The organism is Meridianimarinicoccus marinus (genome assembly GCF_040689105.1).
Taxonomy (GTDB): Bacteria; Pseudomonadota; Alphaproteobacteria; order Rhodobacterales; family Rhodobacteraceae; genus Meridianimarinicoccus; species Meridianimarinicoccus marinus.
This window is the reverse complement of the sequence record NZ_JBFBVU010000014.1, coordinates 42,107-55,366: the sequence shown is the minus strand read 5'-3', so window position 1 is coordinate 55,366 and position 13,260 is coordinate 42,107. Positions and strand designations below refer to the sequence as shown.

Sequence of the window (13,260 nt, the reverse complement as noted above, 5' to 3'; positions counted from 1 at the left end):
CGCTTGATAAAATTGGGGAAAATTCCTAGTGTATCCAAAATACGGAAAACAGTTCTCCAAGAGGCCCCAAATGGCAGGCACGCGTGCTGTCAAGAAAAGCACCCTTCCGGACATCATCGCGGACGATCTGCGCGAACGTATCCTCAGCGGCGAGCTGGCCGAAGGCGAAACCATCCGGCAGGAAAACCTGGCCGAGGAATACGACGTGTCGCGCATGCCGATCCGCGAGGCGCTGAAGCGGCTGGATGCCGAGGGGCTGGTGCAATTCACCAACAATCGCGGCGCCACCGTGACCAAGCATTCCCTGCGCGAAATCGCCGAGATCTTCGACCTGCGCATGCTGTTGGAAGTCGATCTGTTCCGCCGCGCCATCCCGGCCATGACCGCCACGGATTTCGCCCGCTGCGACGAGATTCTGGTGGCGATGGAATCTTCCTATGATGCCGATGACGTGGGCAAATGGGGGTCGCTGAACCATCTGTACCATTCGGCCCTGTATGCCGCCGCCGACCGGCGCCTGACCAATGAGGTTCTGCAAGGGGTCAGCCTGCATTCCGACCGCTACGTCCGGATGCACCTGAGCGTCATGCAGCAGCGCGAACCCGCCAAGAAGGAGCATCGCGACCTGCTGGCCCTGGCGCAGGCACGCGATATCGACGGCGCCTGCGCGATGCTGACCTGGCACATCACACGCACGAAGGATGCCTTGCTGGCGCTGGTGGCGGAAAACCGCGCGACATCCCCCGAGAACACGACTGCCTGACGACCCCCGCCCGTCCCGGCGGGAAATCCGGTTGCGCCAGCAGCCGGGCCCCACGTATCCAACCTTCAGATCATCGCACTCCACTGCTTACACAAGACAGAGGCCAGACAATGTTTCACCCACACGGAAATCACCTGATTGCAGGCACCTGGGTCGCCGGAGACAATCGCTTCCCGTCCGAGCCCGCCACGGGACCGTCGTTTGACTTTTCGGTTGGCCGGGTGTCGGACGTGGATGCCGCGGCGCAGGCCGCCGAAGCGGCCTTTGCCAGCTATGGCAATTCCAGCCGCGAAAGCCGCGCCGCGTTCCTGAACGCCATCGCCGACGAGATTGAAGCGCGCGCCGACGACATCACCGCCATCGGCAGCGCCGAAACCGGCCTGCCCGAAGCGCGGCTTCAGGGCGAGCGCGGGCGCACCACCGGCCAGCTTCGGCTGTTCGCCGAGCACATCCTGAAGGGCGACTACCTGGATCGCCGCCATGACGCGGCCCTGCCCGATCGCGCGCCCCTGCCCCGCCCCGAGCTGTTTATGATGCAGCGCCCCATCGGCCCGGTCGCGGTCTTCGGCGCCTCGAATTTCCCGCTGGCGTTCTCGACCGCAGGCGGCGACACCGCCGCCGCGCTGGCCGCCGGCTGCCCGGTGGTCGTCAAGGGGCACAGCGCCCATCCCGGCACCGGCGAGATCGTGGCCGAGGCCATACATGCCGCGATCCAGAAATGCGACATGCATCCGGGGGTGTTCAGCCTGATCCAGGGCGGCAACCGCCAGGTCGGCGCGGCGCTGGTGCAGCATCCCAACATCAAGGCCGTGGGCTTCACCGGCTCGTTGGGCGGCGGCCGCGCGCTGTTCGACCTCTGTGCCAGCCGCCCCGAGCCGATCCCCTTCTTCGGCGAGTTGGGGTCGGTCAACCCGATGTTCATCTTCGACGCGGCCCTGTCGGCCCGCGGCGACGAGATCGCCAAGGGCTGGGCGGGATCGCTGACCATGGGCGCCGGACAATTTTGCACAAACCCCGGCATCGCCGTGCTGCGCGCGGGACCCCAGGCCGATGCCTTCATCGCCACCGCGACCGAGGCCCTGAACGCCACCGCGCCGCAGACCATGCTGACCGATGGCATCGCCGACGCCTATCGCGCCGGCCAGCGCCGGGTCGCGGCCACGGCCGGGGTCCGCGAAGTCCTGACCACCAGTTGCGAGGCCCGCACCGCCGCGCCCTACCTGTTCGTCACCGACGCAAAGACCTGGCTGGACAACGAGGTTCTGGCGGAAGAGGTCTTCGGTCCGCTGGGGCTGGTGGTGACCGTCGAGGACGCCGATCAGATGCGCGCCGTCGCCGAGGCGCTGCAAGGCCAATTGACCTGCACCCTGCATGTGGACGCCGCCGACACGGATGTCGCCGCCACCTTCATTCCGGTGCTGGAGCGCAAGGCCGGACGGGTGCTGGCCAACGGCTTCCCCACCGGGGTCGAGGTTTCGGACAGCATGGTGCACGGCGGCCCATATCCCGCCTCCACCAACTTCGGTGCCACGTCGGTCGGCACCCTGTCGATCCGCCGCTTCCTGCGTCCGGTCTGCTACCAGAACCTGCCGGCGGCACTTCTGCCCGAAGATCTGCGCTGATCCGCGCCCCGAACTGATCCAAAATCATTGCAAAGGCCCGGCACCCCCTGCCGGGCCTTTTGCTGTTCTGACCCTGAATAATCTCCCGATTGCGTTTCCAGAGAATCCGTGTATGCTATTTTGGTCCGTCCAAACAGGCTTTAGGGGTTGGCCGAGTTCCAGTTGACTTGCGTATCTTGACTGTTTATCCGGCTCGCTGCAGCTCTTTATGGTCCGTCCAAATATTACTTGCGTATACAGAACCTATTTGCCTATATAAAATCGTACGGCGGTTCAGGCAGCAACCCGGACCGTCAGGCCTGTGCATTCGCCGTGATAAAGCGGTCGGGCGCCGGGCCGGTTCTTTCAAGGGGAGGTATCTTGACATGAAGAAACTACTTGGCGCGCTGGCCACGACAACAGTGCTTGCAACCACCGCCGCATGGGCGGACGACATCAAGATCGGCCTGTCGGTCGATCAGCTGTTCGAAAGCCGCGTGGCAGTGAACGACGGCATCAAGGCCGAGGCCGCCGCGCGCGGGTTCGAGATTGTCGAGGTCGTCGCCGATGGCGATGCCCAGCAGCAGAACGCACAGATCCAGTCGCTGATCACGCAGGAGGTCGATGCGATCCTTGTCTGCGCCGTGGATCAGAACACCATCGAACGCGCCCTGATGGCCGCCAAGAAGGCCAATATCCCGGTTGTGGCCTATGACCGCGACCTGCCCGACAGCCGCGTCGTGCAGGCGTTCGTTGGCCCGGATTCGATCTGGGATGGCCGCCTTGCGGGCGAATACACCGCCAAGGCGCTGGCCGATGTGGACGGCGAAATCACTATTGTCGAGCTGATCGGCGCGCTGAACGACCAGAACGGCATCGACCGCTCCAAAGGGTTCCGCGAAGGTATTTCCAGCCTGCAGAACGTCACGATTCTTGAAGTGCCGACCGATTGGGACAGCGCCCGCGCACTGGCGGGCACCCAGAACGCCTTCCAGGCCAATCCCGACATCGACGCTGTCTTCGCTGCCACCGACACCCATATTCCGGGCGTTGAAACCGTGTTGGCAGATTTGGGCAAGATCGTGCCCGTGGGCGAGCCGGGTCATGTGGTCGTGACCGGGGTCAATGGCTCCAACGATGGCTACCAGGCGGTGGTCAAGGGCGTGGCCGACGGGTTCGTCGTGATGGGAACCGAGGCCACCGGCCGCAAGGCAGTGGAACTGGTGGCCGACATTCTGGACGGCAAGACGGTCGAGCGCATCAACGTGATCCCCGGCGATTTCTACACCACCGAGACGGCCGAGGCGAACAAGGCAACGATCTGGGGTGCCAAGTAACCCCCCGACTTTCCCAGCGGGCGCGCCGGAACCCGGCGCGCCCGCGTCCCTGTCATCTGGGATCCGGACCGACATATGCTGAAAACCACCGTGGCATCGCTGAAAACATATCCCGCGATCCCGATCATCGGGGCGCTGGCGGTCGCGTTTTCGCTGCTGTCTCCGTATTTCATGACCTCGGGCAATATCGAGGCGATGCTGGGCGCCAACGCCGTTGTCCTGATCGCGGCCATCGGCATGACCTTCGTGTTCCTGATCGGCGGCATCGACCTGTCGATCTCGACGGTGATCAGCGCCAGCGCCGTGATTTCGGGGCTGGTGATGGCGAAAACCGGCAGCGTACCGCTGGGCGTTCTGGCGGCCATCGTGGTGGGCGCCGTGTTCGGTGCCGTCAACGGGGTGCTGATCGGATACCTCCGTCTGACCCCGTTCATCACCACCATGGCAACCCAATTGATCGCCCGTGGCATCGCCTTCGTGCTGAGCGCGGGGATCGCGGTGAAGGGCACCCCCTTCTGGGTGATGGATTTCGGGTTCCTGTCGTGGTTTGGCATCCCGGCGGTCACAATTGTCGGGCTGGTGCTGGTGATCGTATCGGTGATCGGGCTGGGCATGACCACCTGGGGCCGGCATGTCATGCTGGTGGGATCGAACCCCGATGCGGCGCGCTATACCGGCATCAACGTGCCGTTCACCGAATTCACGGTCTATCTGGTCTCGGGCGTTCTGGGCGGCGTGGCCGGGTTCATCTCGATCGCCAATCTGGGCAACGCCATTCCGGGCGTCGGCGACACGCTTCTGTTGATCATCATCGGCGCGGTGGTGCTGGGCGGCACCTCGATGACCGGCGGTGAAGGCTCGGTCGAACGCACGGTGCTGGGCGTGCTGCTGCTGGCGATCCTGACCAACGGGCTGAACCTCGTGGGCATCCCCTTCTATGACCAGCTTATCATTCAGGGCATCCTGATCTTCTTCGGCACCTGGCTGGCGATGAAGTTCTCGGGGCAGAGAGAGGCATGATGCTGGACACTGGCGCCACCACCCATCCGGTTCTCTCGGTCCGTCACCTGTCCAAGGCGTTTGCCGGCAAGACCGTGGTCAACGACGTGTCCTTCGACATCTATCCCGGCGAAACCATCGGGCTGGTGGGCGAAAACGGTGCCGGGAAATCCACCACCAAGAACATGCTGTGCGGCCTGTTGCAGCCCACCCAGGGCGAGATTCTGGTCGATGGCCAGGCGGTGCCGCATATCGAGGGCCGCGAGCATGGCATTTCCGCCGTGCATCAGGAGTTGTCGCTGTTCGGCGCCCTGACCGTGGCCGAAAACATGTGCATTACCGATCTGCCCGGCCGCCCGGCGCGCGTGGACTGGGCCCGTGCCGATCAGATCGCCCGCGCACAACTGGCCTTTCTGGGCATCGAGATCGACACGCAGGCGACGGTGGATTCGCTGGGCGCGGGGCAACAGCAGGTGGTCGAGATCGCCAAGGCGCTGTTGCAAGCCGACCGGGTGCTGATCCTTGACGAACCCACGACCTCGCTCACCGCGATCGAGCGCGAGAAGCTGTTTGCCATCATCGACAAGCTGAAGGCGCGCGGTGTGGCGATCATCTTCATCTCGCACTTCATGGAAGAGATCTATCGCGTCTGCGACAAGTATATCGTGCTGCGAGACGGCCAGCAGGTGGGCGGCGGTGCACTGGCCGAGGTGCCGCAGCGAAAGCTGGAAGAAATGATGGTGGGCCGCACGCTGGAGGACTCGCGCGTCGATCTGGCCCCGGCCAGCACCGATGTGGCGCTGCGGGTCGAAGGGCTGACAGCGGTCGATTTTAGGGACGTGAATTTCGCGGTGCATCACGGCGAAATCCTTGGCATCTCGGGACTGATGGGCGCCGGGCGCACCGAGATGGCCGAGGCCCTGTTCGGCCTGCGCCCTGCCAATGGTCGTGTCCAGGTTCATGGCAAACCGGTGACGCCGATCACCGTGGCAACGATGAAGGCCGCAGGCGTGTGCTATGTGCCCGAGGATCGGCGCAGCAACGGGCTGTTCCTGAACCGCCCGGTGCGGGAAAACCTGTCGGCCGCCACGATCCTGAATTTCGTGCGCCGCTCGCTGAAGGGCTTCGGCTTTCGCGGTGAACGGGATCGTGCGCGCGATGAGGTTTCCGCCCGCAACATCTCGGTGCCCAGCATCGAAAACCACGTCAGCGACCTGTCGGGCGGCAACCAGCAGAAGGTACTGCTGGGCCGCTGGCTGTCCATGACGCCGGACATCCTGATCTTCGACGAACCCACCAAGGGCGTCGACATCGGCGCCAAGTTCGACATCCACGCCACGATTGCCGATCTGGCCCGCGCCGGCAAAGCCATCATCATCGTATCGTCCGATCTGCCGGAGCTTCTGCACACGACCCATCGGATGCTGGTCATGCGCAAGGGCCACATCGTCGGAGAATTCCAGCGCGCCGAGTACGACTCGGTTCGGATCATCTCGCTGGCCGCCAGCGCCGCAGACGGAGCCCCCGGCCATGACTGACACCCTGCGCACCCTGTTTCACCGCCAGAAATGGATGGCCATTGCCGTGGCCACCCTGCTGCTGGCCGGGCTGCTGACCACCGTGTCGCCGGTGTTCCTGACGCTTTCGAACGTCCAGTCGATCCTTGTGCAGGCCTCGGTCACCGCGATCATGGCCATCGGCATGACCTTCATCATCCTGACCGCCGGCATCGACATCTCGGTGGGCGCGATCCTGTTCTTCACATCGGCCCTGTTCGCGCAGTTGATGATCGACACCGAAAGCTATGTGCTGGCCTTCACCGCGGCGATGATCTGCGCGACCGGACTGGGGGCGCTGAACGGGCTGCTGGTGGTGAAATTCCGGATCTCGCCGCTGATCACCACGCTGGCCACCTATTCCATCTATCGCGGCGCCGCGATCCACTTGACCGGCGCGCAGAACATCCCGGTCCCGCGCGAGATGGGGTTTCTGGGCAACGGCAAACTGATGGGCGTGCCGGTGCCGATCCTGATCCTCGGGGCGATCTTCGTGCTGGGCGTCTATGCGCTGACCAGCACCCGGTTCGGGGTGTTTACCCGCGCCATCGGAAATTCGGCACGCTCGGCGCGGGAATCCACCTTGCCGGTCAGCAAGGTCACGGTGGCAGTCTACGCGCTGTCGGGCTTCGTCACCGGCATTGCCGCGTTGATCCTGCTGGCACGGGTCGGCGGACTGCAATCGGGCATCGGCATCGGGATCGAGTTCACGGTGATCGCCGCCGTCATCCTTGGCGGCACCAAGCTGACCGGCGGGTCGGGCACGGTGACAGGCTCGGTCATCGGGGCGGTGTTCCTGGTGCTGATCGACAACGGGCTGAACCTGATGAACGCCTCGCCCTACATCTATGACATCGTGCGGGGGTCGGTTCTGCTGGCGGCGGTGGCGGTGGATCGCCTGTCGGCCATCCGCCAGCGCAAATCCGTCGAGGCCGCCCGCGCGGCCCGCATTCACGGGGTCGCCGTCACCGGCTGATCCCATCCCATTTCCGGCACAGGAGGCCATCATGGAAACCTATCGCTGTTTCATCGGCAACCAATGGATCGACAGTTCTTCCGGCGCACGCTTTTCGGTGGAAAACCCCGCCACCGGCGAGGTCTGGGCCGAGATGCCCGATTGCACCGCCGAGGATGCGCAGGCGGCGCTGGAAAGCTCGTACCGGGCACAGCAGTCCTGGGCGCTGCTGCCGGCGCAGACGCGGGCCGAGTACCTCTACAAGATCTGTGATGCGCTGAAGGCCGAGAAAGCCCATTTCGCGCGCCTTCTGGTGCTGGAACAGGGCAAGTCGCTGGCCGCGGCCGCGGCCGAGGTCGATGACACCGTCCGATACATGTCCTATGCCGCCGAGGCCGCGCGGCGGTTGCGCGGTGACATTTTCCCGGCGGACCGGCCCAACGAACAGCTTTTCATCTACCGCGTGCCTTACGGCGTCACCATCGGGTTGTGCGCCTACAACTACCCTCTGGCGCTAATCGGGCGCAAGCTGGGGCCGGCGCTGGTCACCGGCAACACGATGATCCTCAAACCCAACGAGGCCACCCCGGTCACCGCGTCCGAGTTCTGCAAGCTGGTGCTGAAGGCCGGGCTGCCCAAGGGCGTGGTCAACATGCTGTCGGGCACCGGGATCGAGATGCCGTCAAAGCTGGTGACCTCGCCCATGACGCGGTTGGTGTCGATGACCGGCTCCACCCCCGGCGGGCAGGCGATTGCGAAATCGGCGTCCGAGAACCTAGCCGCGCTGGTGCTGGAACTGGGCGGCAATGCGCCTTTCGTGGTGTTGAAGGATGCCGATATCGACGCGGCGGCAGAGGCGGCGGTAACAGCACGCTATGCCAACTGCGGGCAGGTCTGCATCTGCGCCGAGGCGGTGCTGGTGGAAGACAGCGTCGCCGATGAATTCACCGAGAAGGTTCTGGCCCACGCCGCCCGCGTGCAGCCCGGCGATCCGATGACCAACGGCGGCATGGGCCCGCTGACCACCGCTGGCGCCCGCGACCGGACCGAGAAACTGGTGGCGGCTTCGGTCGCCGGCGGCGCCGAGATCGCGCTTGGTGGCAACCGGCCCCAGGGCGAAGCCTTCGAGTCCGGCCATTGGTACGCGCCCACCGTTCTGGTCAACGCCAGGGCCGATACCCCCTGCGTGGCCGAGGAAACCTTCGGCCCGGTGCTGCCCATCGTGAAGATAGACGGCTTCGAAGAGGCGCTGGCGATCACCAACGCCCGCCGCGACGGTCTGTCGGCCTATCTGTGGACCCGCGATCAGGCGATCCAGATGGACGCGATCCAGCGCATGGAAACCGGCACCATCTTCATGAACCAGGGGATCATCGGCTACATCCAAGGCTACCACAACGGCCACAAGCTGTCGGGTCTGGGCGGCGAAGATGGCGTGCACGGGCTGGACTGCTTCCTGCAGAAACGCACGGTCTATATGAAGTACTGATCCGGCCGCCCTGCCCGCATCCGTACACGACGAAAGGAGCCGCCATGTCTGGTGAAACCTATGTTCTGAACGCGGACGCGGGCCGGGTGCTGGCGCCCGAAAAGCAACCCGCGGTCGAAATGGCGCGGGTTGAGGGGATGAATTTCTCCTACGGCGTGCTGGCAGATCTGCCCGACGCAGGCGTGACCTTCGCGCGCGGCGTGGTGCCGCCGGGCAAGGAGGTTCCGGCCCATGCCGGGCCCAACCTCTACGCGCTGCTGGTGCTCTCGGGCACGGGGCGGCTGACGCTTTTTGACGATGCGCAGCGGCCAACCGGCGCGCTGGACTTTGCGCCGGGCACTCTGGTGGTGTTTCCACCCGGCGCGCAGCACGGCTGGATCAACGACAGTGATGCGGATTTCGTCTGGTTCGGTGTTGACCTGCCCGACAGGTCCGGCTGACCGCAACACAACCGAATAAACGCCCAACGCCGGCCCTTCTGGGACCGGCGTTGGTGCACCTTGAGCCAAGCGGGCTCAGGCGTCGGGCTTCAGAAGGATCTTTCCGAAGGCTTTGCCGTCGGCCATGTATTGCAGCGCCTCGGCGGTTTGCGACAGCGCAAAGCGCGCCGCGATCAGCTTGTCGAAATCGGCCTGTTTCGAGGTTACCAGCTCCACCGCTTCGGCGAACTCCTTGTTGAACTGGAACGAGCCGACGACCTGGATCTCTTTCAGCATGATCTTGTGCAGATGGATCGGCGTTTGCGACGGCTGGATGTTCGACAGGATCACCACCTTGCCTTGCCGCTTGACCAGATCCAGCGCCTGGTTGAAGGCGTGCGGGTTGCCGCTGGCCTCGATCACAACGTCAAAGGTGGCCGCCAGTGCGCCGATGTCATCGGTGCCCGCGACATAGCCCTTGGATGCGCCGATCTCGCAGGCAAGCGCCACGACCTCGGCGCGCACATCGGTCACCGCGACTTGCGCCCCTTTCGAGGCCGCTGCGACCACGGCCAGCAGGCCCATCGGCCCGCAGCCGGTGACGCAGACCGTCGTGCCTGCACCAACATCACCCTTGTTGACCGCGTGCATCGAACACGACAGCGGCTCGGCAAAGGTCAGGTGGTCGGGATCGGTGTCGTCGGGCACGGCGTGGCAGCAGAAGGCCGGAAAGTCGAAATACTCGCGGAAGAACCCGTCCAGATGCGGGACCGTGGTGCCCGAGCCGGGGAACTTCTTGGCGGTGCAGAGGTTCACAAGGCCCTTGCCGCAGTTCTTGCATTCGCCGCAGAAGATGATCGGGTTCAGCGCCACCAGCTGGCCCGGCGCCAGATCGGCGCCATTGGCATCGACCACCGTGGCGCAGGCCTCGTGGCCCAGGGTCAGCGCGTTCTGCAACTGGAAACCGGCGTTGGCGAAATGCTTGAAGTAGTGCAGATCGGTGCCGCAGAGGCTGGCGGTGGCCAATTTCAGGCGCACATGCCCTTCGGGCACCTCTGCCGGAAGCTCCATTTCGACCGAGGTCACGGCCTGCGCGGCCGTCAGTTTGCTGGCAAGATAGGTCATGGGATGCCTCCTCAGAAGCCGATGGAAAAGCCGTCGTCGACCGGCAGGGCGACGCCGTTGATATAGGTCGACGCGGGCGAGATCAGGAAATGCACCGCCTCGGCCACGTTGCGGGCGCTGCCGAACTTGCCGGACGGAATGCGGCCTTCGATCTTGGCGCGGCGCGCGGGGTCCTTGGCAAGGATGGCCCGCGTCATGTCGGTTTCGATAAAGCCGGGACAGACCGCGTTGCAGCGAAAGCCGAAGGGCGCCGCATCCACGGCCAGCGACCGGGTGATGCCCAGCACCGCGGTCTTGGCGGTGACATAGGCGGCGGCTGTTTGCAGCGCCATCAGCCCGCCCATGGAGGAGATGTTGACGATCGCCCCGCCGCGGTCCTTTTGCAGCGCCACCAGACGGCCACAGGCCGCGAACATGGCCTTCACGTTGATGTTCAGCACCGTGTCCAGCTCGTCCGGCGCGACCTCCCACATGGGCTTTTTCAGATGCATCCCGGCGTTATTCACCAGCCCGTCGATATGGCCGCAATCGACATGGATCGCGTCCAGCCACCCGGTGTCGGACCAGTTCGCCAGATCGGCCTGATGAAAGACCACATCGCCGTCCACCTGATCCAGATCCCCGCGCGAGCGGGACACCACATGTACCCGGCATCCGGCCTCAAGAAAGCGGCGGACCTGTTCGATTCCCAACCCCTTGTTGCCCCCGGTAATGACGATGTTCTTCATGGCTGGGCCTCCTGGCCAATGTGTTTGCGGTAAAGCGCGTTGATATCGGCAAGCATGTCCTCTTCGGCCCGATCCTTCAGGAAGAAGGCGGGGAAGATCTCGCAGATGTCATCAACGAAATGCAGGAACCAGTCGTCGCGCGGGCGGGTCCAGGCATGGGTGATGGTGTCATAGGCGCCATCGAGGAACCCGGCATAGCGCGGCGTGTGCCGCAACCGGTTCCACGTGCCCAGATGTGCGGGCTGGCCTTCGTTCTCGATATAGACGCTGGACTGGATGGGTTCGGAGGTGACCCATTGCGCAAAGGCGATCGCCTCTTCGGGATGCGCGCAGAAGGCCGACACCCCAATGCCCGCGCCACCCAGAATGCCTCGCGGCATGCCATGGCCGCGAAATCCGGGCAGGTTGTGGTAGGTCAACTGATGCGGACGGAATCCCGGCCGGGCGTAGTTGATATAGCCGAACAGCGCCGGGGAGCCGGCGAAGTCGTTGCTGGTGGACAGAAGCTCCAGCACCCTGATCGGGTTCCAGTCTGTGGCCTCGGACGGTCCCATGCGGAACAGCGCCTTCAGAACCTTCAGGTTGAACAGCCCGTTGGCCTCGCTGCAGAAGGCCTGCGGCGACACTGGCAGATCCGCCTCGCCGCGCGAGGCCAGCATCGACAGCATCAGGTCGAATGCATCCACCGGCAGCAAGGGCGTGACGAGGCTGAATCGCCCGGCATCCTCCAGCACATCTTCCCAATGGGCCGGGAAGGCACCGCCCAGATCGGCGCGCACGACCGCCATCTGGCAGGCCGCGTCGATGGGATAGGACCACGTCTTGCTGTTCCAGATGTAGCTTTCCACCGACCCGCCCAGCGAGGTCGCTGCCGGATCGGGAAAATCCGGAAGCTCCAGCAAACAGCCCGAGGCCGAGATCTGCCCCACATGCGGGTGGTCGAGAATCACCAGATCATAGGCGCGGGCAATCTGTTCGATGGGTTCATCGGCAAAGGCCTGCAGGCTGCGCTTCTTCCAGCTGATCGCCGTGCCGCGTTCGGCCGCGAAGCGCTCCGAGGCCGCCACGAGGCAATCATAGGCGCGGGCATGGTCCCACGTCATTCCGGCAAGCATCATCGCATCCTCCAAGTCTTCTCTGCGCTGCATTTGCGAATATAAAAACTGCTTTGACATTTGCAAGTAGAATGTTACTGCTGTCGGCGTTGCCCGGATCCGCGCATTGGACCCGGCACCGGGGCTGAATTTCCCCGGACAGATTTGGTCAATCGCAGGAGGACGCCATGACCGGAACCACCCCCATCATTCGCCGCGCAATCGCCGCTGCCGCCCTGGCCGGGCTGGCCGCCCTGGCCCCGGCGCAGGCGGCGGACTATGAAATTCGCCTCGGCCATGTGACGTCGGACAAGGAGCCTATCCAGCAGGCGATGGAGCAATTCGTCTCGAAGGTGGCCGAGCGCACCGACGGGCAGGTCGAGATCACCATCTTTCCCAACGCGCAGCTTGGCACCAATTCGGAAGTCTACGAACAGATGCGCGCCGGCGCGCCGATCATGACGATCTCGGACCCCGGCTATCTGTCGGACTTCGTGGCCGATTTCGGTGTGCTGGGCGGGCCCTACCTGATGGCCGACCCGCGCGATTTCACCAAGATCATCGATTCGGATCTTTATGCCGACATGAAGGATCGTCTGCGCGACGAAAGCCAGATCGAGCTTCTGGCCTTGAACTGGCTGTTCGGCTCGCGGCACCTGATCTCGGACAGGCCGATCAGCACGCCCGGCGACATCGCCGGCATGACCTTCCGCACCCCGCCCAACATCATGTGGGTCGAAACCTTCGACGCCATGGGCGCACGGCCGACCCAGCTGGCCTGGGCCGAGGTCTATTCGGGTCTGTCCGCAGGCGTCGTCGAGGGTGCCGAGGCGCCGCTGCCGTCGATCTATGGTGCCAAGCTGCACGAGGTGAAGAAGGTCATCTCGCTGACCGGACATTTCAAGGGGTTCACCGGGCTGGTGATCAATGCCGAGTATTTCGCCAACCTGCCCGAGGACATCCAGACCGTGCTGGTCGAGGAAGCCGTGGCTGCGGGGGTCTTCATGACCGACCTGATGCTGAACTCGGAAGAGGAATGGATCGCCAAGCTTGAGGCCGAAGGCGTCACCTTCAACCGCGATGTCGACATTCCCGCCTTCCAGGAGAAGACGGCCGTGACCTACACCAAGTTCCCCGACTGGTCGCCGGGCCTGTACGACCAGGTTCGTGCGATCCTGGACAACTGAGGCAACC

12 protein-coding genes are annotated in these 13,260 nt (G+C 64.3%); 9 read left to right on the top strand and 3 right to left on the bottom strand.

Annotation, left to right across the window (positions count from 1 at the left end):
* Positions 1-70 precede the first annotated feature (70 nt).
* The 8 genes from AB0T83_RS12190 to AB0T83_RS12155 all read left to right on the top strand — a co-directional run bounded on the left by AB0T83_RS12190 (position 71) and on the right by AB0T83_RS12155 (position 9,140).
* Positions 71-763 carry a GntR family transcriptional regulator gene (locus AB0T83_RS12190; protein WP_366193381.1) on the top strand — a complete coding sequence of 231 codons (693 nt, stop codon included), beginning with the start codon at positions 71-73 and terminating at the stop codon, positions 761-763.
* 110 nt (positions 764-873) lie between these two features.
* Positions 874-2,385, top strand: coding sequence for an aldehyde dehydrogenase (NADP(+)) (locus tag AB0T83_RS12185; RefSeq protein WP_366193379.1), 1,512 nt, complete (start codon positions 874-876; stop codon positions 2,383-2,385).
* A 365-nt stretch (positions 2,386-2,750) separates the two neighbouring features.
* Complete coding sequence (locus AB0T83_RS12180) at positions 2,751-3,701, top strand: sugar ABC transporter substrate-binding protein (RefSeq protein WP_366193377.1); 951 nt, start codon at positions 2,751-2,753, stop codon at positions 3,699-3,701.
* Between the two features lie 75 nt (positions 3,702-3,776).
* The gene (locus AB0T83_RS12175) at positions 3,777-4,721 is read left to right on the top strand and encodes an ABC transporter permease (protein WP_366193375.1); all 945 of its coding nucleotides are present in this window, start codon (positions 3,777-3,779) and stop codon (positions 4,719-4,721) included.
* Positions 4,718-6,238: a sugar ABC transporter ATP-binding protein gene (locus tag AB0T83_RS12170; RefSeq protein WP_366193373.1), complete on the top strand. Its 1,521-nt coding sequence runs from the start codon at positions 4,718-4,720 to the stop codon at positions 6,236-6,238. The genes AB0T83_RS12175 and AB0T83_RS12170 overlap by 4 nt, the downstream gene beginning before the upstream one ends.
* Positions 6,231-7,232, top strand: coding sequence for an ABC transporter permease (locus AB0T83_RS12165; RefSeq protein WP_366193371.1), 1,002 nt, complete (start codon positions 6,231-6,233; stop codon positions 7,230-7,232). The genes AB0T83_RS12170 and AB0T83_RS12165 overlap by 8 nt, the downstream gene beginning before the upstream one ends.
* 31 nt (positions 7,233-7,263) lie before the next feature.
* Entirely contained in the window at positions 7,264-8,700 is a 1,437-nt protein-coding gene (locus tag AB0T83_RS12160) for an aldehyde dehydrogenase family protein (RefSeq protein WP_366193369.1), read from the top strand.
* A 44-nt stretch (positions 8,701-8,744) separates the two neighbouring features.
* Positions 8,745-9,140, top strand: coding sequence for a cupin domain-containing protein (locus tag AB0T83_RS12155; RefSeq protein ID WP_366193367.1), 396 nt, complete (start codon positions 8,745-8,747; stop codon positions 9,138-9,140).
* 75 nt (positions 9,141-9,215) lie between these two features.
* On the opposite strand, the gene AB0T83_RS12150 is transcribed toward AB0T83_RS12155, so the two are convergent.
* Genes AB0T83_RS12150 through AB0T83_RS12140 form a run of 3 tightly spaced genes read right to left on the bottom strand, consistent with a single transcriptional unit; the run spans position 9,216 to position 12,090 of the window.
* Positions 9,216-10,244 (bottom strand): zinc-dependent alcohol dehydrogenase, encoded by a 1,029-nt coding sequence (locus AB0T83_RS12150; protein WP_366193366.1) that lies wholly within the window; start codon positions 10,242-10,244, stop codon positions 9,216-9,218.
* An 11-nt stretch (positions 10,245-10,255) separates the two neighbouring features.
* Positions 10,256-10,972, bottom strand: a complete 717-nt coding sequence (locus tag AB0T83_RS12145) for an SDR family NAD(P)-dependent oxidoreductase (protein WP_366193365.1) — start codon at positions 10,970-10,972, stop codon at positions 10,256-10,258.
* Positions 10,969-12,090: a hypothetical protein gene (locus AB0T83_RS12140; RefSeq protein ID WP_366193364.1), complete on the bottom strand. Its 1,122-nt coding sequence runs from the start codon at positions 12,088-12,090 to the stop codon at positions 10,969-10,971. The genes AB0T83_RS12145 and AB0T83_RS12140 overlap by 4 nt, the downstream gene beginning before the upstream one ends.
* A 164-nt stretch (positions 12,091-12,254) precedes the next feature.
* Here AB0T83_RS12140 and AB0T83_RS12135 point away from each other — a divergent pair, with 164 nt between their 5' ends.
* A complete protein-coding gene (locus tag AB0T83_RS12135) occupies positions 12,255-13,253 on the top strand; it encodes a C4-dicarboxylate TRAP transporter substrate-binding protein (protein WP_366193363.1) in 999 nt (332 codons plus the stop codon).
* The last annotated feature ends 7 nt before the right edge of the window (positions 13,254-13,260 follow it).

Coding starts and splice junctions, on each gene's coding strand:
- AB0T83_RS12190 (WP_366193381.1), top strand. CDS start 71: ATGGCAGGCACGCGTGCTGTCAAGAAAAGCACCCTTCCGGACATCATC.
- AB0T83_RS12185 (WP_366193379.1), top strand. CDS start 874: ATGTTTCACCCACACGGAAATCACCTGATTGCAGGCACCTGGGTCGCC.
- AB0T83_RS12180 (WP_366193377.1), top strand. CDS start 2,751: ATGAAGAAACTACTTGGCGCGCTGGCCACGACAACAGTGCTTGCAACC.
- AB0T83_RS12175 (WP_366193375.1), top strand. CDS start 3,777: ATGCTGAAAACCACCGTGGCATCGCTGAAAACATATCCCGCGATCCCG.
- AB0T83_RS12170 (WP_366193373.1), top strand. CDS start 4,718: ATGATGCTGGACACTGGCGCCACCACCCATCCGGTTCTCTCGGTCCGT.
- AB0T83_RS12165 (WP_366193371.1), top strand. CDS start 6,231: ATGACTGACACCCTGCGCACCCTGTTTCACCGCCAGAAATGGATGGCC.
- AB0T83_RS12160 (WP_366193369.1), top strand. CDS start 7,264: ATGGAAACCTATCGCTGTTTCATCGGCAACCAATGGATCGACAGTTCT.
- AB0T83_RS12155 (WP_366193367.1), top strand. CDS start 8,745: ATGTCTGGTGAAACCTATGTTCTGAACGCGGACGCGGGCCGGGTGCTG.
- AB0T83_RS12150 (WP_366193366.1), bottom strand. CDS start 10,244: ATGACCTATCTTGCCAGCAAACTGACGGCCGCGCAGGCCGTGACCTCG.
- AB0T83_RS12145 (WP_366193365.1), bottom strand. CDS start 10,972: ATGAAGAACATCGTCATTACCGGGGGCAACAAGGGGTTGGGAATCGAA.
- AB0T83_RS12140 (WP_366193364.1), bottom strand. CDS start 12,090: ATGATGCTTGCCGGAATGACGTGGGACCATGCCCGCGCCTATGATTGC.
- AB0T83_RS12135 (WP_366193363.1), top strand. CDS start 12,255: ATGACCGGAACCACCCCCATCATTCGCCGCGCAATCGCCGCTGCCGCC.